The following is a 17,208-nucleotide window of genomic DNA, read 5'->3' as shown; positions in this document are numbered from 1 at the left end:
CGCTGGAGCGGGTGCGCCGGGCCGCGGGCACCGAGGAGGGCCTGGCGCTGGCCGCCCGGGCCGCCGCCGCGAACGCCGCCTACGACCACAACGCGGCCGTCACCCCGATCGGCATGATGAACCTGGAACGCCTGGAGATGGCCCCGGCCGGCATCGAGCGGGGCGAACTCGTCGCCACCATCCCGCTCGCGCCGCTGGAGGAGACGGCCGTCTCCCAGAAGGAGTGGTCCGTCACCTCCAAGGAGTTCAGCTCGATCGTCACCGACACGCTGGAGAACGTCAGCGAGACCGGCGTCACCGACAACACCGAACTCTCCCAGTCCACCACCAACCAGTTGCAGCACAGCAACCAGTTCAACGTCACCGGCACCGTCTCCGGCGGCATCCCGCTCATCTCCGGCTCCGTCACCTCCGGCATGACCAGCCAGAACTCCGACTCCCAGTCCGCCACCGACAGCCGCAAGCACGCGACCACGCTCACCCAGAAGGCCTCCTCCCGCACCAAGCAGGAGCACAAGGTCACCATCACGACGACCACCGTCGCCGGCTCCTCGGAGACCACCACCCGCACACTGAAGAACGCCAGCCCCACCGACCCGATCCGGATCGACTACTTCAGCATGATGCGCAAGTGGCGGGTCCGGCTCTACCGCTCCGGGCTGCGCCTCACCTATGACCTGGCGATCCCCGAACCGGCCGGCGCGCTGCGCGAGGCCTACGCGGAACTCGCCGCGCTGGAATCGAAGGTGGGGCCGTTCCAGTTCGACGTGCCGCACTCGGACATCACCGAGGAGGTCCGCCCCGGCGAGAGCCAGCCGCACTACCTGGTGCTCGCCGAGCGGTACGGCGCCGTGGTGCAGCTCGCCCCCGGCCCGCACCCGGACGTCCACGTCAACGCCACCGCGCCGAACAACGACGGCGCCGGCATCTACGACGCGCCGCCGCTCACCGTCCCGGACGGCTACTGGATCAAGAACCTCTGGTTCCAGTTCGCCTCCGAGAGCCGCACCGGCGACTACAACTACAACCTCAAGGTGCTCGGCAGCACCATCCCCGAGTGGAACGAGCCGTTCGGCTCCCACGGCCCGGTCGACCTCGCCGACCCGGCCGACGGCGCGCTGCTGCGGCACGCGGGCGGGCCGTCCGTGGTGAGCTTCCACCTGGTCAACAACCGGCAGACCTGGCTCAGCCTCACGGCCGTCGTCGAACCCACCGACGAGGCCCGGCGGCAGTGGCAGAACGGCGTCTGGTCGGCCCTGTTCAACGCCGCCCAGACCAAGTACTACGCCGAACAGCAGGACCTCGCCGCCCGCGCCGCCGCCCTGCGGGACCGGCTGAACGGCGTGGACACCCTCACGCTCCGGCGCGAGGAGAGCGACGAGGTCATGAAGGGCGTGCTGCGCTTCCTGCTCGGCGTGGACTACCACGTGATGCCGCAGGAGGTGGTCGACGCCTTCAAGGCCTCCGTCGGCAACGACCCCGACCGGCTGCGCCACGGCGCCGGCTTCCCCGGCGACGACACCGGCGGGATCGGGGTGAGCGCCGCGGCCTGGGCGGCCGTGCTCGGGCACGAGGCGGAGGTGGCCTTCATCAACCAGGCCATCGAGTGGGAGAACGTCGTCACCTTCCTCTACTCGTACTTCTGGGACGCGCCCGCCGCCTGGGGCTTCGTCAGCAGGATCACCCACCCCGACGCCAACCGGCAGGCCTTCCTGCGCGCGGGCAGCGCCCGGGTGGTGCTCACCGTGCGCAAGGGCTGGGAGGAGGCCTGGGTGCGCTTCGCCGAAGGCGGCTTCCACGGCGCCCCGCTGCCCGCCGACCACCCGTACCTCACCATCGCCCGGGAGATCGCCGCCTACGACGACCGGAACTACCCCGGCATCCCGCCGGCCAACCCCGGCAGCAGCGCGCTGCTGCTGGAGGACGAGGTGGTGACCACCTGCGCCGCCGCGGTCGAACCGGCCGCCGGGGGAGCGCCCGTCCTGGTGCCGGTGGCGTCCAGCGCGGGCTTCGAGGCGGACGCCGTCGTGCTCGTCGACGAGTACGACGACCGCCGGATCCAGGAGACCGCCCGGGTGGTGCGGGTCCCGGACGACGGGCGGCACCTGCTGCTGGCCGGCCTCACCCACCGCCACGACGGCACCCTGACACCGTTCCCGGTCCGCCGCCCGGGCCGGCACGGCACCCTGATCGCCGAGTGGAACGAGTACACGCCGACCTCCGGCACCGACATCGCCGTCAGCAGCCCGCTCAAGGACATGTCGTGAGCTTCCTGCGCGACGAGGACGCCTGCCAACTGCTGGGCCCGCCACGCGCGGAGCCGCCCACGGTCTTCGAGTACCTGGCCGCCGAGCTGTGGATCCGCCACCACTTCGGGACGGACTTCGAGGCCCGCCCCGGCGCGACCTGGGTGACCTTCCAGCTCGACCGGATCGGCGAGTGGTGGGGCACGCCCGGCCGGGGCAGGCTCGACCAGCAGGACGCGCTGCCCTACGCCAGGCTCACCCAGCAGCCGCCGGACCCGGTGCTGCGGATGGTGCTCCAGGTGCTCTCCGAGGACCTGCGCAACGTCTTCCCGGCGGCGAAGGTCGAGGCGATCACCCGGATGCTCAAGGACCGGAGCACCCCGGCGGTCAAACTGGTCAAGGCGATCCGCGAGCTCACCCCCGGCGGGGCGCTCAAACCGGACATGCTCGGCATCCAGAACCACGTGCCGGAGCTGAGGCTGGAAGCCCTGGAGGTCGGCACCGAGGGCGGCGCCCTCGACACCTACCGCGAACTCCAGGGCAAGATCTCGGTGTTGCGGGACCCGTGCGGCCGGATGATCGGGAACCGGCTGGCCGTCATGCAGCAGACCGCCGTCAAGCAGCTGCCCGACACGGTGGTCGGCGCGGGCACCGACTGGCGGCTCGGCGCGGGGCTGATGGTGCTGCCGATGCCGCTCAACGTCACCGAGGCGAACGGGGAGACCTCCGTCGACTGGATCTGCTACTGGCCCACCAACCGGGCGGAGTTCAAGGACCACCCGCGGCCCGCGAACGGGCGCCCCGGCTACGACGGGCTGGTGCTCTACCACATCCACCGGGTGCCGCTGCGGTCGGTGCAACTGCCCGACAAGATCCGCGAGGCGATGCTCAGACTGATCGCCGCCCGCCAGCGCGCCCGCACGCTGGGGCCGACGCTGCTCCCCGAACTGGCCACCGCGGTGCAGCGCGACCAGCGGCTGTTCACCCGTGAGGGCGAGCTGTTCCTGGCCGGGCTGGGCGCGGGTGCGCTGCTCGCGCTGGGCATCTGGGCGGCGGCCGGGGCGGGGCTGGTCGCCGGGCTGGCGACGGTGGCCAAGGGCGGGCTGGTGGCCGCGGCGGGCGCGCCCGAGGTGTTCGTCGGCGCGGTGGCGGGCGCGGCCCGGCTGGCGGACGAACTGTGGCCTGCGGTCTCGCAGTTGGGGTACCTGCTGCCGGCGCGTTGAGCACGGCCGGGTCCGGCCCGGCCCGGCCTGGCCCGGCCCGGACGGACCAGGACGGGCCGGGTTCGGCCGGCTCCGGGTCAGAGCAGCGGCAGTCGGCGGAGGAAGACGTCAGGGGCCTGGTTGGTGTCGCCCGGGACGAGGGTGCCGTCCTCGGAGGTGAACAGCACCGTGGTGCCGAGGGCGTCGACGAACGGCCGCTCCGAGGCGCCGGCGGTCTGCGAGCCGTCCGTCGCCACGCTGACCCGCTCGGTGCGGCCGGTCCACAGGTCGCGCCGGAAGACGTCCCCGGCGTTGTTGGTGTCCCCGGGCACCAGGTTCGCCGCGTCGGAGTCGAAGTAGACCCAGCGGGCGTCGGCGGTGATCTGCGCGTGGTAGGAGTCGCCGGAGGTCTTCGTCCCCGGGAGCCCGGCGCTGACCAGGGTCTCGGTGCCCTCCTCCAAGTCGCGGACGTACACCTCGAAGTGGTGCCCCCAGGGGCCGTTGCCGTCCTGGAGCAGCGCCGAGTAGACGGCGTACCGGCCGTCCTGGCTGAGCGCCGGCGAGGCCGCCCCGCGGTAGCCGCCCGCCCCGTCGGTGCTCGCCAGGACGCTCTGCTCGGCGCGGAGGTCGCGGACGTAGAGGGGGTAGAAGCGGGGCTTGAGGATCGTCGGCTGGTCGTCGTGCCGGAAGGAGTCGCGGACGAACTCCTCGTCGGAGACGGCGTCGAGCTCGGCGGCGGCCTTCGCGGCGAGGGCGCCGGGCTTGTCCTGGCCGATGATGTTGGTGGCCTTGGAGATGAAGCCGACCGAGCCGCCGTCCCCGCTGATCACCGGCTCGGCGGAGGAGGCGTTCGCCTCGGTGCCGTCCGCGCCGACGCTGACCAGGCGGGTCCCGCCCGTCCGGCGGTCGGTGACGTAGATGTTGCCGCCCGTCCAGGTGACCGTGCCGGGGGCCAGGTCGGAGCGGTTGGACTGGTAGGCGACGTACCGGCCGTCCCAGCTGATCGACGGGTGGCCGGACTGCCGGCCGGCCTGCGGCTTGGCCGGGTCGTGGCCGGTGGACACCAGCTCGGTGGTCCCCGTCCAGCGGTCGTGGACGTAGACGTCCTCGAAGCCGAGGTTCCCGCCGGGGGCGAGGTTGGTGGCGTAGGAACTGAACGCCACGTAGCGGCCGTCGCCGCTGATCGTGGCGTCGAAGGAGTCGTCGGCCGCCTGGGCGCCGTCCGCGCCGGTGTTGGCCCGTTCGGTCCGGCCGGTCCACAGGTCCCGGACGAAGACGTCCGACTTGCCGTTGGTGTCGCCGGGCACCAGGTTGGCGGCCTTCGAGGTGAAGACGGCGAAGCGGCCGTCGGCGCTCAGACCGGCGGCGTACGAGGCGCCGTCGGGCTGCGCCTGGCCGAGCCCGACGGACACCCGTTCGTTGCGGCCGTGCAGCGCGTCCGCTTGGGCGGGCGTCGCCACCGTGACGGCGGCCAGCGCGGCCGCCGCCAGCGCGCCGGCCGCGCGCAGCAGGTGTGGTGCGGAACGTGTGCGGGTCATCTGGTCCCTCCCCTGGGTACGGCCGGCCGCGCCGAACTCCCCGGCGGCCGGCTCGTGGTGAGCCAACCGCCGGGTGCGGCGGGAGGTCAACGATGCCCGCCCGGGAGCGGCGGAATCGCGTCACCGCGAAGGGAGGGAGAGGGCGATGGATCGGGTGCACACGGCCTTTGCTAGCATCCGGCGGCAGAGGCGTCGGGCGGAGGGTACGGAGGGGTTGCGGGTGGAGGGTGCGGAGGGGGCGCGGGCGGAGGGCGGCAAGCAGGTGGAGGAGTCGGTCGAGGTCCGCTACACGCCGACGACCGCGGACTTCCGGGCGGCCTTCGCGGCCCGGGCCCGGGGCACGGCGGCGGGTCGACGGGCCCGGCGGTCGAGGTACCTGATCGCCTCCTGCGCCGCGGCCGGCGCGGTGCTGACCTCGGTCGCCGACCGGACGGTGGGACCGCCGGCCCTGGTGATGCTCGCGGTCGCGCTGCTGCTGGTGGTCGGACTGCCCTGGCTGCAACTGCGTCAGGTGCGGCGGATGGCGGCGGACAAGGGCGAGTTCCGGATCGTCCTCGGCGAGGCCGGGGTGACCGTCACCAACGCGGTGTCCAGCACCGAACTCGCCTGGCGGGAGCTTCCGTACTACCTGGAGACGCCCGAACTCTTCGTCCTGCTGGGCGGGGACGAGCAGACGCACGTGCTGACCCTGCTGCCCAAGCGCGGCACCGGCGACCCGGGCCGGCTCGGCGCGTTGATCGCCCGGCACGCCACGGTGCCCGCCCGGGGTTGAGGGGCGGCGCCCCGGTTCGCCGCTGTCGGGGTGGGCGGTCATGGCGTGGGTTGTCGGTCGGGTCGGGCGGGCTGGTCGAGGTGGTTTAGCTGGTCGGGGTGGCTTAGCTGGTCGCGCTGGTCGCGCTGGTCGTAGCGCCAGAGCGCGGGCAGTGCGGCCGACAGGGCGGCGGTGCCGGCCAGGCAGAGCAGGCCGCCGGTGCGCAGCGCGACGCGGATGCCCTGCCGGGCGGCGAGACCGCCGGCCCGCAGGTCCCCGAGGGCGGGGCCGGCGGAGCCGATCAGCATCTCCAGACCGGCGGCACGGCCCCGAAGTTCGTCCGGAATGGACTGGTTCCAGATCGCGCTGCGGAAGGTGTCGCCGATCTGGTTGGCGCCGCCCGCGACGAGCAGGCAGAGCAGGACGGCCCACAGGCCGGGGGCGAACGAGGCCGCAGCCGTCGCCGCGCCGACGAGGGCGGCGCAGAGCAGCACCAGTCGGCCGTGCCGGTGCACCCGCTCGGTCCAGCCGCCGGTGGCGGCCGCGAGCAGGCCGCCCGCCGCAGCGGCCGAGTAGAGCAGGCCGAGCGCCCACACCGCGTCCAACTCCTGGGCGAGGAACGGGAACAGCGCGGTCGGCAGGGCGCAGACGGTGGCCGCGAGATCCGCCAGGTAGGTGCCCAGCAGGTCGGGGCGGCGGGCCGCGTACCGGGCGCCGTCGACGAACTCCCGCAGCCGCGGTGCCTCGGCGTCCCGCTGCGAGGGGACGGGCCGGACCCGGGTGAGCAGGGCGATCGAGACCAGGAAGGTGCCGAGGTCGACCAGGTAGGCGGCCGGGACGCCGGCCGTGGCGATCAGCACTCCGGCGGTGGCCGGGCCGGCCAGCCCGGCGATGCTCCAGCGCAGCGAGAGCAGGTTGCCCGCCGCCACCAGCTGGTCGGGCGGTACCAGCCGGGGGATCATCGCCTCCGCCGAGGGCTGCTGGAGGCCCTGCAGTGCCGCTGCCAGTCCGGCGGCCGCGTACAGCGGCCAGAGCGCGGGGGTGCCGAGCAGTGCGTTGGCGAGCAGCAGGGCGCTCAGTGCGGCGAGTGCGAGTTCGGTGACCAGGGCGACGGTTCGGCGGTCGGCACGGTCGGCGAGGACGCCCCCGTAGAGGCCGAACACGATGGTCGGCAGGAGTTCGACGGCGCCGACCGCGCCCACGGCCAGCGGTGAACCGGTGAGGTCGGCGATCTGGAGCGGGATCGCCGTCATGGTCAGGACGGAGCCGAGCAGGGTGACGGTGCCGGCCGTCCAGGTGAGGCGGAAGTCGCGGGAGGACCGCCAGGGCGCGGTGTTCGGCAGCAGTCGGGACCGGGGGCGGTCCGTTCCGGAGGTCATGGGGTGGTGGTCCCTTCGGGCCGTCGACCATGACGGCTCTCCTTATCGCTGATAAATTCCAGCTCGGGAACTTAGCGGCGATAAGGTGGAGTGGGCAAGCGAATGACGGAGAGGCGGCCGGCGGTGGCACTGCAACGCGACGAGGTGGTGCGCACCGCGCTGCGCGTACTCGACGAGGAAGGCATCGACGGCCTGACCACCCGGCGGCTGGCCCGCGAACTCGGCGTCCAGTCGCCCGCGTTGTACTGGCACTTCAAGAACAAGCGGGAACTGCTCGACCTGATGGCCGAGGCGATGCTCGCCGAGGCCCTCCCGGCCGACCGCAGCCCGGATCCGGAGCACTGGCCGGACTGGCTCGCCGCCGACGCCCGCGCCAAGCGCCACGCCCTGCTCGCCTACCGCGACGGCGCCCGGGTGCACGCCGGAACGCTGCCCACCGAGGACGAACTGCCCGCCGTCGAAGCCCAGCTGGACGCCCTCCGGCAGGCCGGCCTGCGGCCCCGCACCGCGCTGCGACTGCTGCTCACCATCGACCGCTACATCATGGGCTGGGTCACCGAGGAGCAGGCCTGGCGACAGGACGCCGCCGACCGCGCCCGGCCGCCCTTCCCGGACGAAGCCCTGCACGACCTCCCGCTGCTGCGCGAGGCGGCCGACGTGCTGCGCATGACCGACCACGACGCCGACTTCGAGTACGGGCTGCGCGTCCTGATCGAGGGCTTCCGGGCCGAGATCGCGCGCGAGACACTCGGGACGGATGGGCTCGCGTGACCGCCATGACCGCCATGACCGCCATGACCGCCCTGGGCCTGCTCAGGCTGCGGCGGGCCGGTGCCCACCGCTGGCGGACCTGGACCTCGCCCCGGTAGTCGAACTCCGCCACGGCGGGCAGCCGGATGGCCGCCCGGTCGTGGGTACGCGGTCCCTTTGCGCCGGCACCGCACGGGATCCGCTGCCAGGCGTCGGCCGGGGATCTTCGCCGCGCGGCAGCGGTCCTGGTCCTCGGCCCAGGACCTGGGCAGGTAGAGCTCGCGGTCGACAAGGACCCGCAGACGGAAAGCCCCCGCTACCCGCCTCCCGTGCGCGCGGTGACCAGGCCGGACTCGTAGGCCGCGATGACCGCCTGGGCGCGGTCCCGGACGTCGAGCTTGCCGAAGATGCTGGTGATGTAGTTCTTCACCGTCGACAGGCTGATGTCCAGGGCCCGGGCGATCTCGGCGTTGTCGAGGCCGGTGGCCATCAGCCGCCACACCTCGACCTCCCGGGGCGTCAGCCCACCCGTGTCGGTGACCGGCGGCGGGGCGCCGACCGGGGCCCGGACGTAGGTGGAGATCAGCCGGGTGAGCAGGCGCGGGGCGACCACCGCCTCGCCGGCGTGGACGGTGCGGATCGCCGCGCCCAGTTCCTCCGGCGAGACGTCCTTGGGCAGGAACCCGTGGGCGCCGGCGCGCAGCGCGGCCACCACGTACTCGTCCATGTCGAAGGTGCTGAGGGCGAGGACTCGGCAGGAGGGGAGGGTGCGGGCCAGCTCCCGGGTCGCGCCGACCCCGTCGAGCACGGGCATCCGGATGTCCATCACCACGACGTCGGGGCGCAGCAGGCGGGCGGCGGTGACGGCCTGCTCCCCGTTCTCGGCCTCGCCCACCACCTCGAAGGACGGGTCGGGGGAGAGGATCAGGGACAGGCCGCGCCGCACCAGCGGCTGGTCGTCCGCGATGAGGACCCGGATGCCCGGTGCCACCGCGCCCACCGGGCCGCCGTCGTTCGACCTCACCGGGCCGTCGCCGTTCCGTGCTGGACGGCCGCGTCGGCCGTCTCCTCCGGGGCCAGTGGCAGGTCGGCCAGGACGGCGAAGCCGCCCTCCGGACGTGGTCCGGTCCGCAGGGTGCCGCCGTGCAGGGCGACGCGCTCGCGCATGCCGATCAGGCCGTACCCGCTCCGGCCGCCGGCCGGCACCGCCTCCTGCGGTGCGGCGCCGCCCGTGCCCGCCGTGCCCCCGTCGTCGCGCACCTCGACGGTGACTCGGTCCGGGCCGTACGTCAGGGTGACGGTCGCGCGGGCGGGCCCGGCGTGCTTGCGGGCGTTGGTGAGGCCCTCCTGGACGATCCGGAACACGGTCAGGCCGACGGTGGGCGGCAGCGGGCGGCGGGGCCCGTGGACGCCGAAGTCGGTCGGCAGGCCGGCCACCCGGGACTCGTCCACCAGCCGGCCGAGGTCCTCGGCCCCGGGCTGGGGCGAGGGCGGGGCGGTGTCCGGTTCGTCGCCGGCCCGCAGGACGTCCAGGAGCTGGCGCATCTCCCGCAGGGCCAGTCGCCCGGAGGACTCCAGGGTGACCAGGGCGTCCCGGACCACCTCCGGGTGGGCGAGGTTGGCCCGGGCGCCGCCGGCCATCAGCTGCATGGTGGTGATGTGGTGCGCCACGATGTCGTGCAACTCCCGTGCGATGCGGCGGCGTTCGTCGGCCACCGCGCGTTCGGCCAGCAGTTTGCGGTTGGCCGCGACCTCCCGCTGCCAGCGCGCCACGGCGAGGCCGGCGCCGGCCACGAGCAGGGTGGAGCAGGAGGTGCCGGCGAGCGCCTGCCAGGAGGGGACGCGCAGGTGGCTCTGGCTCAGCGTGGTCAGCACCGTCGTCGCCGCCGCGGCGGCCGCCGTCACCGGGGCGGGGCGGGCCCGGGCGACCGAGTACAGGCCGACCATCAGGACGGCGCCGAAGTGGGTGCTCGCCGGTGTGGACAGGTCGATCGCGGCCTCGACGGCCAGGACCACGGCGAGCGCCGGCACCGGGTGGCGGCGCCGGACGAGCAGCGGCAGGGCCGACAGCGCGACGAGGAGCAGGCCCGGCGGGGTCACCCGGCGTACCCCGTCCATCTCGCTGAAGAGCAGGTAGTTGAGCAGGTCGAGCGTGCAGACGCAGGCGGCCACCAGCGCGTCGGCGTGGGTCCACGGCGCGCCGTCGGTCTCCGGCGGCGCGTCCGCCACCCCGCCGGGCCCCGGGCTCCCGCTCGCCCGGTGTGCCGGGTGTGCCGGGTCCGCCCCGAGTGCCGCGTCCATCGCGGGGCGCTGATGACCGCCCATGTCCGTTCCCCCTCCGTGCCCGGCCCGCGCCGCGCCTCACCGATGAGCCCTGACGAGCCCCGAGCCCCGAGCCCCGAGCCCCGAGCCACGAGCCCCGATGAGCCCTGACGAGCCCCGATGAGCCCGATCAGGCCCCGATCAGACCCTGTTTCAGGCCCTGAACAGGCTCTGAACAGGCCCGATGACCCCATTCTGGCATCGGCCCACCCCGCCCCGGCATGGTCCCCACGGCCGATCACGGGGCCCGGACCAGGACCACGGTCCCGGGTCCGGGCCCGGCCGAGGAGCAGGGGCCCCGGTGCGGATCGTCCGTCGCAGGGACGTCCGCGGCCCACCCCGGGTGATGGTCTGGAACCCGGCCGGGAATCCCCGGAGCCGAGACCGACCTTGCGGACGCTCGCGTCCACCGCCGGAGGAAATCGTGATCCGCGCACTGACCGGATACTCCACCAGGAACCCGTGGAAGGTGATCACCCTCTGGGTGGTGCTGGGACTCTCCCTGGCCCTGCTGAGCCCGATGTTGCTCGCCCGCGTCACCCAGTCCCAGACCGGGGACTTCCTGCCCAAGAGCTACGACTCGGCCGCCGCGCTGCGGATCGCCGAGGAGAACTTCGGGATGAAGCCCGACGCCACCACGGTCACGGTGCTGGTCGCCAGGACCGACGGCCAGGTGCTCACCGCCGCCGACCAGCAGCGGGTCGAGGCCGAGGCGGCGAAGCTCGCCCAGCGCCGGGTCGTCATGCCCAGGAAGGACGACGAGCCGGCCTTCCTCGTCCCCGACCGGTCCCAGACCCCCCGGGTCGCCCCGGCCATGGTGGCGCCCGACCGCGGCTTCGAACTGCTCTCCGTCGAACTGACCGGCAACGCCGCGGCCGAGGGCGTCCAGGGCGTCTACCGGGCGTTCCGGGACGCCACCCGGGCCCAGTTCGCCGACGCCGGGATGCGCACCGGGTTCACCGGGGGACTGGCCGACGCCGTGGACACCGCCGACTCCCACCGCACCGCCGCGACGGTCGGCAGTGCGCTCGTCATGGGGCTGATCGTCCTGCTCAACGTGCTGGTGTTCCGCAGCGTGGCGGCGGCCCTGCTGCCGCTGCTCGCCGTCGCCATGATCGGCAGCGCGGCCGGCGGAGCCGTGGCCGTCGCCGCGACGCTGACCGGCCTCAAGCTCGACGCCGGCACCCCCGGGCTGGTCTCCGTGGTCCTGCTCGGCATCGGCGTCGACTACCTGCTCTTCCTGCTCTTCCGCTTCCGCGAGCACCTGCGGGCCCGGCCCGAGCAGCCCGCCCGCGAAGCCGCCGCCCAGGTGACCGCCCGGGTGGGCACCGCGATCACCTCGGCCGCGCTGACCATCGTCGCCGCCTTCGCCACCCTCGGCGTGGCCAGCTTCGGCCAGTTCCGCTCGCTCGGCCCGGCCATCGCCGTCGCCGTCCTGGTCATGCTGCTGGGCAGCCTCACCATGATGCCCGCCCTGCTCGCCGCCTGCGGCCGCGGTATGTTCTGGCCCTCCCGCAGCCTGCGCCGCCAGCCGGACGAGGGCTTCGCCGCCCGCTTCGGCACGCTCGTCGCCCAGCGGCCGCTGCCGATGCTGCTCGCCGCCCTCGCCCTGCTCGGCGCGCTGGCCGCCGGGATGACCGGGATCCGGATGGACTACGGCCTCGGCGGCGCCGGCGACCGGACCCCGGCCGCCGCCACCGCCGCCGAGATCTCCCGCACCCTGCCGGCCGGCGTCTCCGACCCGACGAGCGTCTACGTCGTCACCACGGACGGCACCACCCTCACCCCCGGCCGGCTCGACGGCCTCTCCCACGCCCTCACCCAGGTCGAGGGAGTCGGCAAGACGGGCGGCACCGTCCTCAACGGGGACCGGCGCGCCGCCCGGATCGACCTCTACCTGACCGCAGACCCGCAGAGCCGGCGCGCCCGCGACCTGGCCTCCGGCCCGGTCCGCGCCGCGGTCGCCGCCCACACACCCGCCGGGACCAGCGTCCACGTGGGCGGCACGGCGGCGATCTTCGCCGACATCTCCACCGCCGTCGACCACGACCTGGCGATCGTCTTCCCGGTCGCGGCCGCCCTGATCGCCCTGATCCTGCTGCTGCTCCTGCGCAGCCTGCTCGCCCCGCTGGTCCTGATGCTCTCGGTCGGGCTCGGCTTCGCCGCCACCCTCGGCGCCGCGACCCTGCTGTTCCAGCACGGGCTGGGCGAACCGGGCGTCAGCTTCACCCTCCCGCTGGTGCTGTTCCTGTTCGTCGTGGCGCTGGGCACCGACTACAACATCCTCATCACCGACCGGATCCGCGAGGAGATGCAGCGCCCCGGCCCGCCCCGCGCCGCCGTCGCCCGCGCCGTACGGCACACCACGCCCGCCATCGCCACGGCCGGCCTGGTCCTGGCCGGTTCCTTCGCGACCCTCGCCGCCACCCCGGGCAGCGAACAGGTCGCCTTCGCGCTGACGCTCGGCATCCTGCTCTCCGCCGTCGTCCTGTCCCTGGTCCTGGTGCCCGCCGTCGCCGCCCTGCTCGGCCGCGCCCTCTGGTGGCCGCTCCGCCCGGCCCGCCACCACCGGGCCGAGCCGGCCCCGGAGCCGTACCGCGTCCCGGTGCCCTGACCGGCGAGCCGTCAGTACTCCGGCAGGCAAAACGTCGAAGCCCTGCTGGAGTACTAGCGGCGGTGGGCGCGCAGTGCCTCGCGCAGCCGCCCGCCGGAGGCGGCGAGCTGCCGGGCGGCGGTCGGCGCGTCCACGTCCGCGAGCAGGACCAGGATCGCGTCCTTGGCCCGGCCCCCGGTGGCGGCGAGCGCGCGGCGGACCGCCGCCTCGTCGGCGCCGGTGGCCTCCGTGACGATCCGGTGGGCCCGTGCGCGGAGCTTGGCGTTGGTGGCCCGGACGTCGACCATCAGATTGCCGTACGTCCGGCCGAGCCGGACCATGACGGCCGTCGACAGCATGTTGAGCACCAGCTTCTGCGCCGTGCCCGCCTTCAGCCTGGTTGACCCTGCCAGCACCTCCGGGCCGACCTCCACCTCGATCCCCAGCTCGGCCGCCGTCACCAGTGCCGAGCCCCGGTTGCAGGCCAGTCCGACGGTCAGCGCCCCGGCCGCCCGTGCCGTCCGGACGGCCGCCACCGCGTACGGCGTGCGGCCGGAGGCGGAGACGCCCACCACGGTGTCGGCCGGGGTGAGCCGGAGCGCGGCCAGGTCGGCCGCCGCCAGCTCCGGGCGGTCCTCGGCGCCCTCGACGGCCTCGGTCACGGCGGTCCCGCCCCCCGCGATCAGGCCCACCACCAGGCCCGGATCGGTGCCGAAGGTCGGCGGGCACTCGGCGGCATCCAGCACTCCGAGCCGCCCGGCGGACCCCGCCCCGGCGTAGACCAGCCGCCCACCGGCCGCCATCCGTGCCGCTGTGGCGTCCACCGCGGCGGCGATCCGGACCAACTCCCCGGCCACCGCGGCGGGGACGGTGCGGTCCTCGGCGTTCATCAGGCGGAGCAGGTCGGTGGTCGGCAGCTGGTCGATCCCGGCCCAGTCGGGGCGGATCGTCTCGGTCGGCGGTACGGCGTCCTGGTGCATGCGGCCAGCGTCCCCGGACGCGGCGGTCGCCAATCGGTGCGGCGCCGCGCGTGGTCTCCGGGGCCTCGGTCGGGGTGGCGCCGTGGCGGGCGCCGGGCCGTCAGGGGTGTCCGTTCTGCCCCCCACGTACGGAGTGAGTGCTCAGCCCGTTCAGCCCGTCAACGGACGTCGCCGTCGCCGTCGCCGAGGTGACGGGCGATGCGGGCGATGGCGGGGGCGTTGTCCTCGAACAGATGGGCCTGCATGCCCACTGCCCGGGCGGCCTGGACGTTGGGCGCGTGGTCGTCGATGAAGAGGCAGTCGACCGGGCTGACGCCCAACTCGGCGCAGGTGATCTCGTAGGCGCGCGGGTCGGGCTTGCCGGTCCCGATCTCGTGCGAGTAGACGATGTGCTCCACCAGCTCGTCGAACCGGTAGAGCGGGACCTCGCGTTCGCGGGCGCCGACGAAACTGTTGCTGAGGATGCCGAGCCGGGCCCGCCCGCGCAGCCCGCGCACGTGGGCGATGAGCTCCTCGTTCGGCGTGCCCAGGTACTCCTCCCAGAGGTCGGCCATGAAGGCCTCGACCTGGGCCGGACCGAGGTGCAACCGGGCGGCCACCTGCTCACGCACCTCCGGCTCGGTGATGCCACCGATCGCGCCGGCCTGCCAGACGTCCCGCAGCCGCTCGTCGATCGCGTGCGGCGGCAGCTCCAACAGGCGCTCCCAGCGCTCCGGCCAGCCCGTCCTCGGCGTGTATTCCAGGACGCCGCCGATGTCGAGGATGAGACAGGGTGCGTTCACGGGTGGTCCCCTCTCCGCTGCGGCCGCCGTGGCGCGGCCCGCCCCTGCCACTCTCGGGGGTGCGGGCGGGGCCGGGTCAAGGGGGCGGTGAGTCCTCGGCAGCTCCGGAGACCGCGTTCGGCGGCCGCGTTCGGTTGCCGCGTTCGGTGGTCGGGCGTGCTGTCGGTCCGTCAGGCCATCCAGAAGAAGACGGCCGTCATCCGACGTTCCGGCAGCTCGGCGCCGTAGTAGGAGGTCGCGCTGTGCATGAGGTTGGCGTGGTAGAGGAGCAGCTGGTTGTAGCGGTTGGGGACGCGGACGTCCTCGGTGAAGTGGTCGGCGGGCACGTGGCGGGTGCCGAGCGCCTCGACCAGGTTGTTGTGCGGCGCGTTGACGAGGTTCCCGCCGAGGCGTCCGCCGGGGAACTGCTGGCGGTAGAAGCTGGTGCCGGCGTCCTTCGGCGCGCCTGGGCTGAGGTAGAGCACGGCGGCGTAGCGGCAGAGCGCGCGGGAGTCGGTGTGCGGGCGGGACTCCGACTCCCCGGCGCCGACGACCTGGACGCAGTTGTGGTTGAGAGTGCCGCCGCCCGGGGTGCTCTGCACCCAGAGCCGGGGAGCGCCGGTGGCCTTGCGGACCAGGGCCTCCACCCGGGCCAGCTCGTCGGGCTCCAGGCCGGGCATGGTGCGCAGGCCGGGCCAGGTCTCGGGGCGGTGCGGGTAGCCTTCGGTCCAGTCGCCGCGGGCCAGACAGCGCTCGCGGACGGCGTCCGGGTCGGGGAGGACGTTGTCCAGGACCCAGTAGTCCCGGCCTCGGGTGGGCTTGCGGTAGGGCAGGACCGGCAGGGTGGTGGGCCTGATGGGCTGTGAGGGCATGGGCCGACGATAGGGGCGGCGGTCGTCAACCTTCTGCCGTGAGCAGGTCAACCTTTCGTCAAGGGCTCTCCACGGGTGGGCGTCTCGCGCCGCAGGTCAGGAGCCCGGCCGGACGGCGAAGGTGCCCAGGGCGCCCTCCAGTCGGTCGAAGGCCCGGACGGCCGAGGGGTGCACCGCTGCCGTGATGGCGGCGGCCTCGTCGCCGGCCAGCAGTCGGCGGAACACTTCGGTGAACACCGTGCGGTCGACGGCGGCGAGCAGCCCGGCGGCCACCCGGCTCTCGAAGTCGACCGGCGGGCCGGCCGGTGTGCCGCCCGGCGTGTCGGGCGATGCGCCGGGCGGAGTGCCGGTTGTCGTGGGGTGGGTGGCCCCGGCCAGGGCCTCGGCCAGGGCGGTCTCGCTCTGTTCGTGCAGCTCGCGGATCCGGGCGACCAGGGCGGGGCTGTCGGCGACGGTGCGGGCGAACGCCGGGCCGGAGAAGCCGAGCCGTGGGTCGTGCCGGTCGAGGCCGGCCAGGCAGTCGCGGCGCAGCGCGGCGAGGGCGGACTCGCCGGGCGCACGCTCGGCGACCGCCCGGGCGAGCCGACCGACGATCTCCTCGTGCAGGTCGAGGAGGAGGTCCTCCTTGCGCGGGAAGTGGTTGGTGACGGTCATCTTGGCGACTCCGGCGGCCGTCGCGACCTCGGCGATGGTGGTGCGGTCGAAGCCCTGCTCGATGAAGAGCCTGGTCGCGGCGTGCGAGATCGCCTCGCGGGTGCGGCGCTTGTTGAGCTCGCGCAGGGTCGGGGCGGCCCCGGTTCCCGTCAGGGTTTCCGTCGCGGATTCCGTTGTGGGTTCCGTTGTGGGTTCCGTCATGGGGGCAGCGTAGCGCAGTTCGCTGGGTCGGACCCAGAAATTAGGCTTGACCTAATCGATGGGTCCGTCCTAAATTTCTTCCGGGCGGTCGGAGCGGCCGCCGGACGGACGACCCGGGGAGGGCGCATGACCACATCGGCCACGTACGGAGGCGCCGTGTTCACCCAGTACGCCGGGCGGCTCCGCCTGCTCAGCGTCCACGCCCACCCCGACGACGAGTCCAGCAAGGGCGCTGCCACCCTCGCGCGGTACGCTGCCGAGGGGGTGGACGTCCTGGTCGCCACCTGTACCGGCGGTGAGCGCGGCTCGGTGCTCAACCCGGCCATGGACCGCCCCGAGGTCCGGGCGGACCTCGCCCGGATCCGGAGCGAGGAGATGGCGGCCGCCCGGGGCATCCTCGGGGTGCGCCAGCAGTTCCTCGGCTTCGTGGACTCCGGCATGCCGGGCCCGGGCGAACCGCTGCCGGCGGGCTGCTTCGCCGCCCAGCCCGTGGCGGCGGCCGCGGCGCCGCTGGTCGCCCTGATCCGGGAGTTCCGTCCGCACGTGGTGGTCACCTACGACGAGACCGGGGGGTATCCGCACCCCGACCACGTGATGACCCACCAGGTCACGGTCGAGGCCTTCGAGGCCGCCGCCGACCCGGGCCGCCACCCCGAGACGGGGGAACCCTGGCAGGCGGCGAAGCTCTACTACCACCTGGCGCTCTCCAGAGCCTGGTTCCAGACCCTGCACGACGCGATGACGGAGCGGGGCGTCCCCTCGGGCATGGGCGCACTGCTCGCGGACTGGCCGGACACCCCGCCCGCCCTCGCCACCACCACCCGGATCGCGTGCGTCCAGCCAGTTTCCATCCCGGGCCCGGGACCCCTTGCCCACGCCCCCCCCACCTCAACCCCAGGCCCGGTCCCCGTCCCCCCCCCGGGCACCCAAGGCGAAGGCTCTGCCAACGAAAACCCCCC

The 17,208-nt window shown here is 74.2% G+C and carries 14 protein-coding genes; 6 read left to right on the top strand and 8 right to left on the bottom strand.

Features of this window, described 5'->3' with window-relative positions; genetic code table 11:
• Together ACFVX9_RS38390 and ACFVX9_RS38385 are read left to right on the top strand one after the other, a co-directional pair.
• The coding region (locus ACFVX9_RS38390) for a hypothetical protein (RefSeq protein ID WP_387986775.1) at nucleotides 1-2,267 on the top strand (2,267 nt) is incomplete at its 5' end.
• Nucleotides 2,264-3,469, top strand: a complete 1,206-nt coding sequence (locus tag ACFVX9_RS38385; protein WP_363373022.1) for a hypothetical protein — start codon at nucleotides 2,264-2,266, stop codon at nucleotides 3,467-3,469. The genes ACFVX9_RS38390 and ACFVX9_RS38385, both read left to right, overlap by 4 nt.
• Nucleotides 3,470-3,546: 77 nt before the next feature.
• On the opposite strand, the gene ACFVX9_RS38380 is transcribed toward ACFVX9_RS38385, so the two are convergent.
• A complete protein-coding gene (locus ACFVX9_RS38380) occupies nucleotides 3,547-4,986 on the bottom strand; it encodes a hypothetical protein (RefSeq protein WP_387986772.1) in 1,440 nt (479 codons plus the stop codon).
• 220 nt (nucleotides 4,987-5,206) lie between these two features.
• Between ACFVX9_RS38380 and ACFVX9_RS38375 the strand changes: the two genes are divergently transcribed.
• The gene (locus tag ACFVX9_RS38375; protein WP_380371138.1) at nucleotides 5,207-5,758 is read left to right on the top strand and encodes a YcxB family protein; all 552 of its coding nucleotides are present in this window, start codon (nucleotides 5,207-5,209) and stop codon (nucleotides 5,756-5,758) included.
• Between the two features lie 38 nt (nucleotides 5,759-5,796).
• Here ACFVX9_RS38375 and ACFVX9_RS38370 read toward each other — a convergent pair whose 3' ends face one another.
• Nucleotides 5,797-7,116 carry an MFS transporter gene (locus ACFVX9_RS38370; protein WP_380483675.1) on the bottom strand — a complete coding sequence of 440 codons (1,320 nt, stop codon included), beginning with the start codon at nucleotides 7,114-7,116 and terminating at the stop codon, nucleotides 5,797-5,799.
• 123 nt (nucleotides 7,117-7,239) lie between these two features.
• Here ACFVX9_RS38370 and ACFVX9_RS38365 point away from each other — a divergent pair, with 123 nt between their 5' ends.
• Nucleotides 7,240-7,887: a TetR/AcrR family transcriptional regulator C-terminal domain-containing protein gene (locus tag ACFVX9_RS38365; RefSeq protein WP_380483673.1), complete on the top strand. Its 648-nt coding sequence runs from the start codon at nucleotides 7,240-7,242 to the stop codon at nucleotides 7,885-7,887.
• Between the two features lie 295 nt (nucleotides 7,888-8,182).
• On the opposite strand, the gene ACFVX9_RS38360 is transcribed toward ACFVX9_RS38365, so the two are convergent.
• Complete coding sequence (locus ACFVX9_RS38360; RefSeq protein WP_387986767.1) at nucleotides 8,183-8,890, bottom strand: response regulator; 708 nt, start codon at nucleotides 8,888-8,890, stop codon at nucleotides 8,183-8,185.
• Nucleotides 8,887-10,191, bottom strand: a complete 1,305-nt coding sequence (locus ACFVX9_RS38355) for a sensor histidine kinase (protein WP_380483669.1) — start codon at nucleotides 10,189-10,191, stop codon at nucleotides 8,887-8,889. Before ACFVX9_RS38355 ends, ACFVX9_RS38360 begins: the two co-directional genes overlap by 4 nt.
• Before the next feature lie 421 nt (nucleotides 10,192-10,612).
• Between ACFVX9_RS38355 and ACFVX9_RS38350 the strand changes: the two genes are divergently transcribed.
• The gene (locus ACFVX9_RS38350; RefSeq protein ID WP_387986764.1) at nucleotides 10,613-12,802 is read left to right on the top strand and encodes an MMPL family transporter; all 2,190 of its coding nucleotides are present in this window, start codon (nucleotides 10,613-10,615) and stop codon (nucleotides 12,800-12,802) included.
• A gap of 53 nt (nucleotides 12,803-12,855) precedes the next feature.
• On the opposite strand, the gene murQ is transcribed toward ACFVX9_RS38350, so the two are convergent.
• The 4 genes from murQ to ACFVX9_RS38330 form a co-directional block, all read right to left on the bottom strand.
• Nucleotides 12,856-13,761, bottom strand: a complete 906-nt coding sequence (murQ, locus tag ACFVX9_RS38345) for an N-acetylmuramic acid 6-phosphate etherase (RefSeq protein WP_387986761.1) — start codon at nucleotides 13,759-13,761, stop codon at nucleotides 12,856-12,858.
• A gap of 158 nt (nucleotides 13,762-13,919) precedes the next feature.
• On the bottom strand, nucleotides 13,920-14,543 hold the full coding sequence (locus ACFVX9_RS38340; protein ID WP_387986758.1) for an HAD family hydrolase: 624 nt from the start codon (nucleotides 14,541-14,543) through the stop codon (nucleotides 13,920-13,922).
• Nucleotides 14,544-14,713: 170 nt separating this feature from the next.
• Entirely contained in the window at nucleotides 14,714-15,394 is a 681-nt protein-coding gene (locus ACFVX9_RS38335; protein ID WP_380371118.1) for a DUF6445 family protein, read from the bottom strand.
• Between the two features lie 96 nt (nucleotides 15,395-15,490).
• The gene (locus ACFVX9_RS38330; RefSeq protein WP_387986753.1) at nucleotides 15,491-16,249 is read right to left on the bottom strand and encodes a TetR/AcrR family transcriptional regulator; all 759 of its coding nucleotides are present in this window, start codon (nucleotides 16,247-16,249) and stop codon (nucleotides 15,491-15,493) included.
• Between the two features lie 126 nt (nucleotides 16,250-16,375).
• On the opposite strand from ACFVX9_RS38330, the gene mca reads away from it, so the two are divergent.
• Nucleotides 16,376-17,208, top strand: an 833-nt coding sequence (gene mca / locus ACFVX9_RS38325; RefSeq protein ID WP_387986750.1) for a mycothiol conjugate amidase Mca, incomplete at its 3' end; no start/stop codon positions are given.

The organism is Kitasatospora sp. NPDC058243 (genome assembly GCF_042882025.1).
Lineage (GTDB): Bacteria > Actinomycetota > Actinomycetes > Streptomycetales > Streptomycetaceae > Kitasatospora.
The sequence above is the reverse complement of the archived record's forward strand: the minus strand, read 5'-3'. Positions and strand labels throughout refer to the sequence as shown.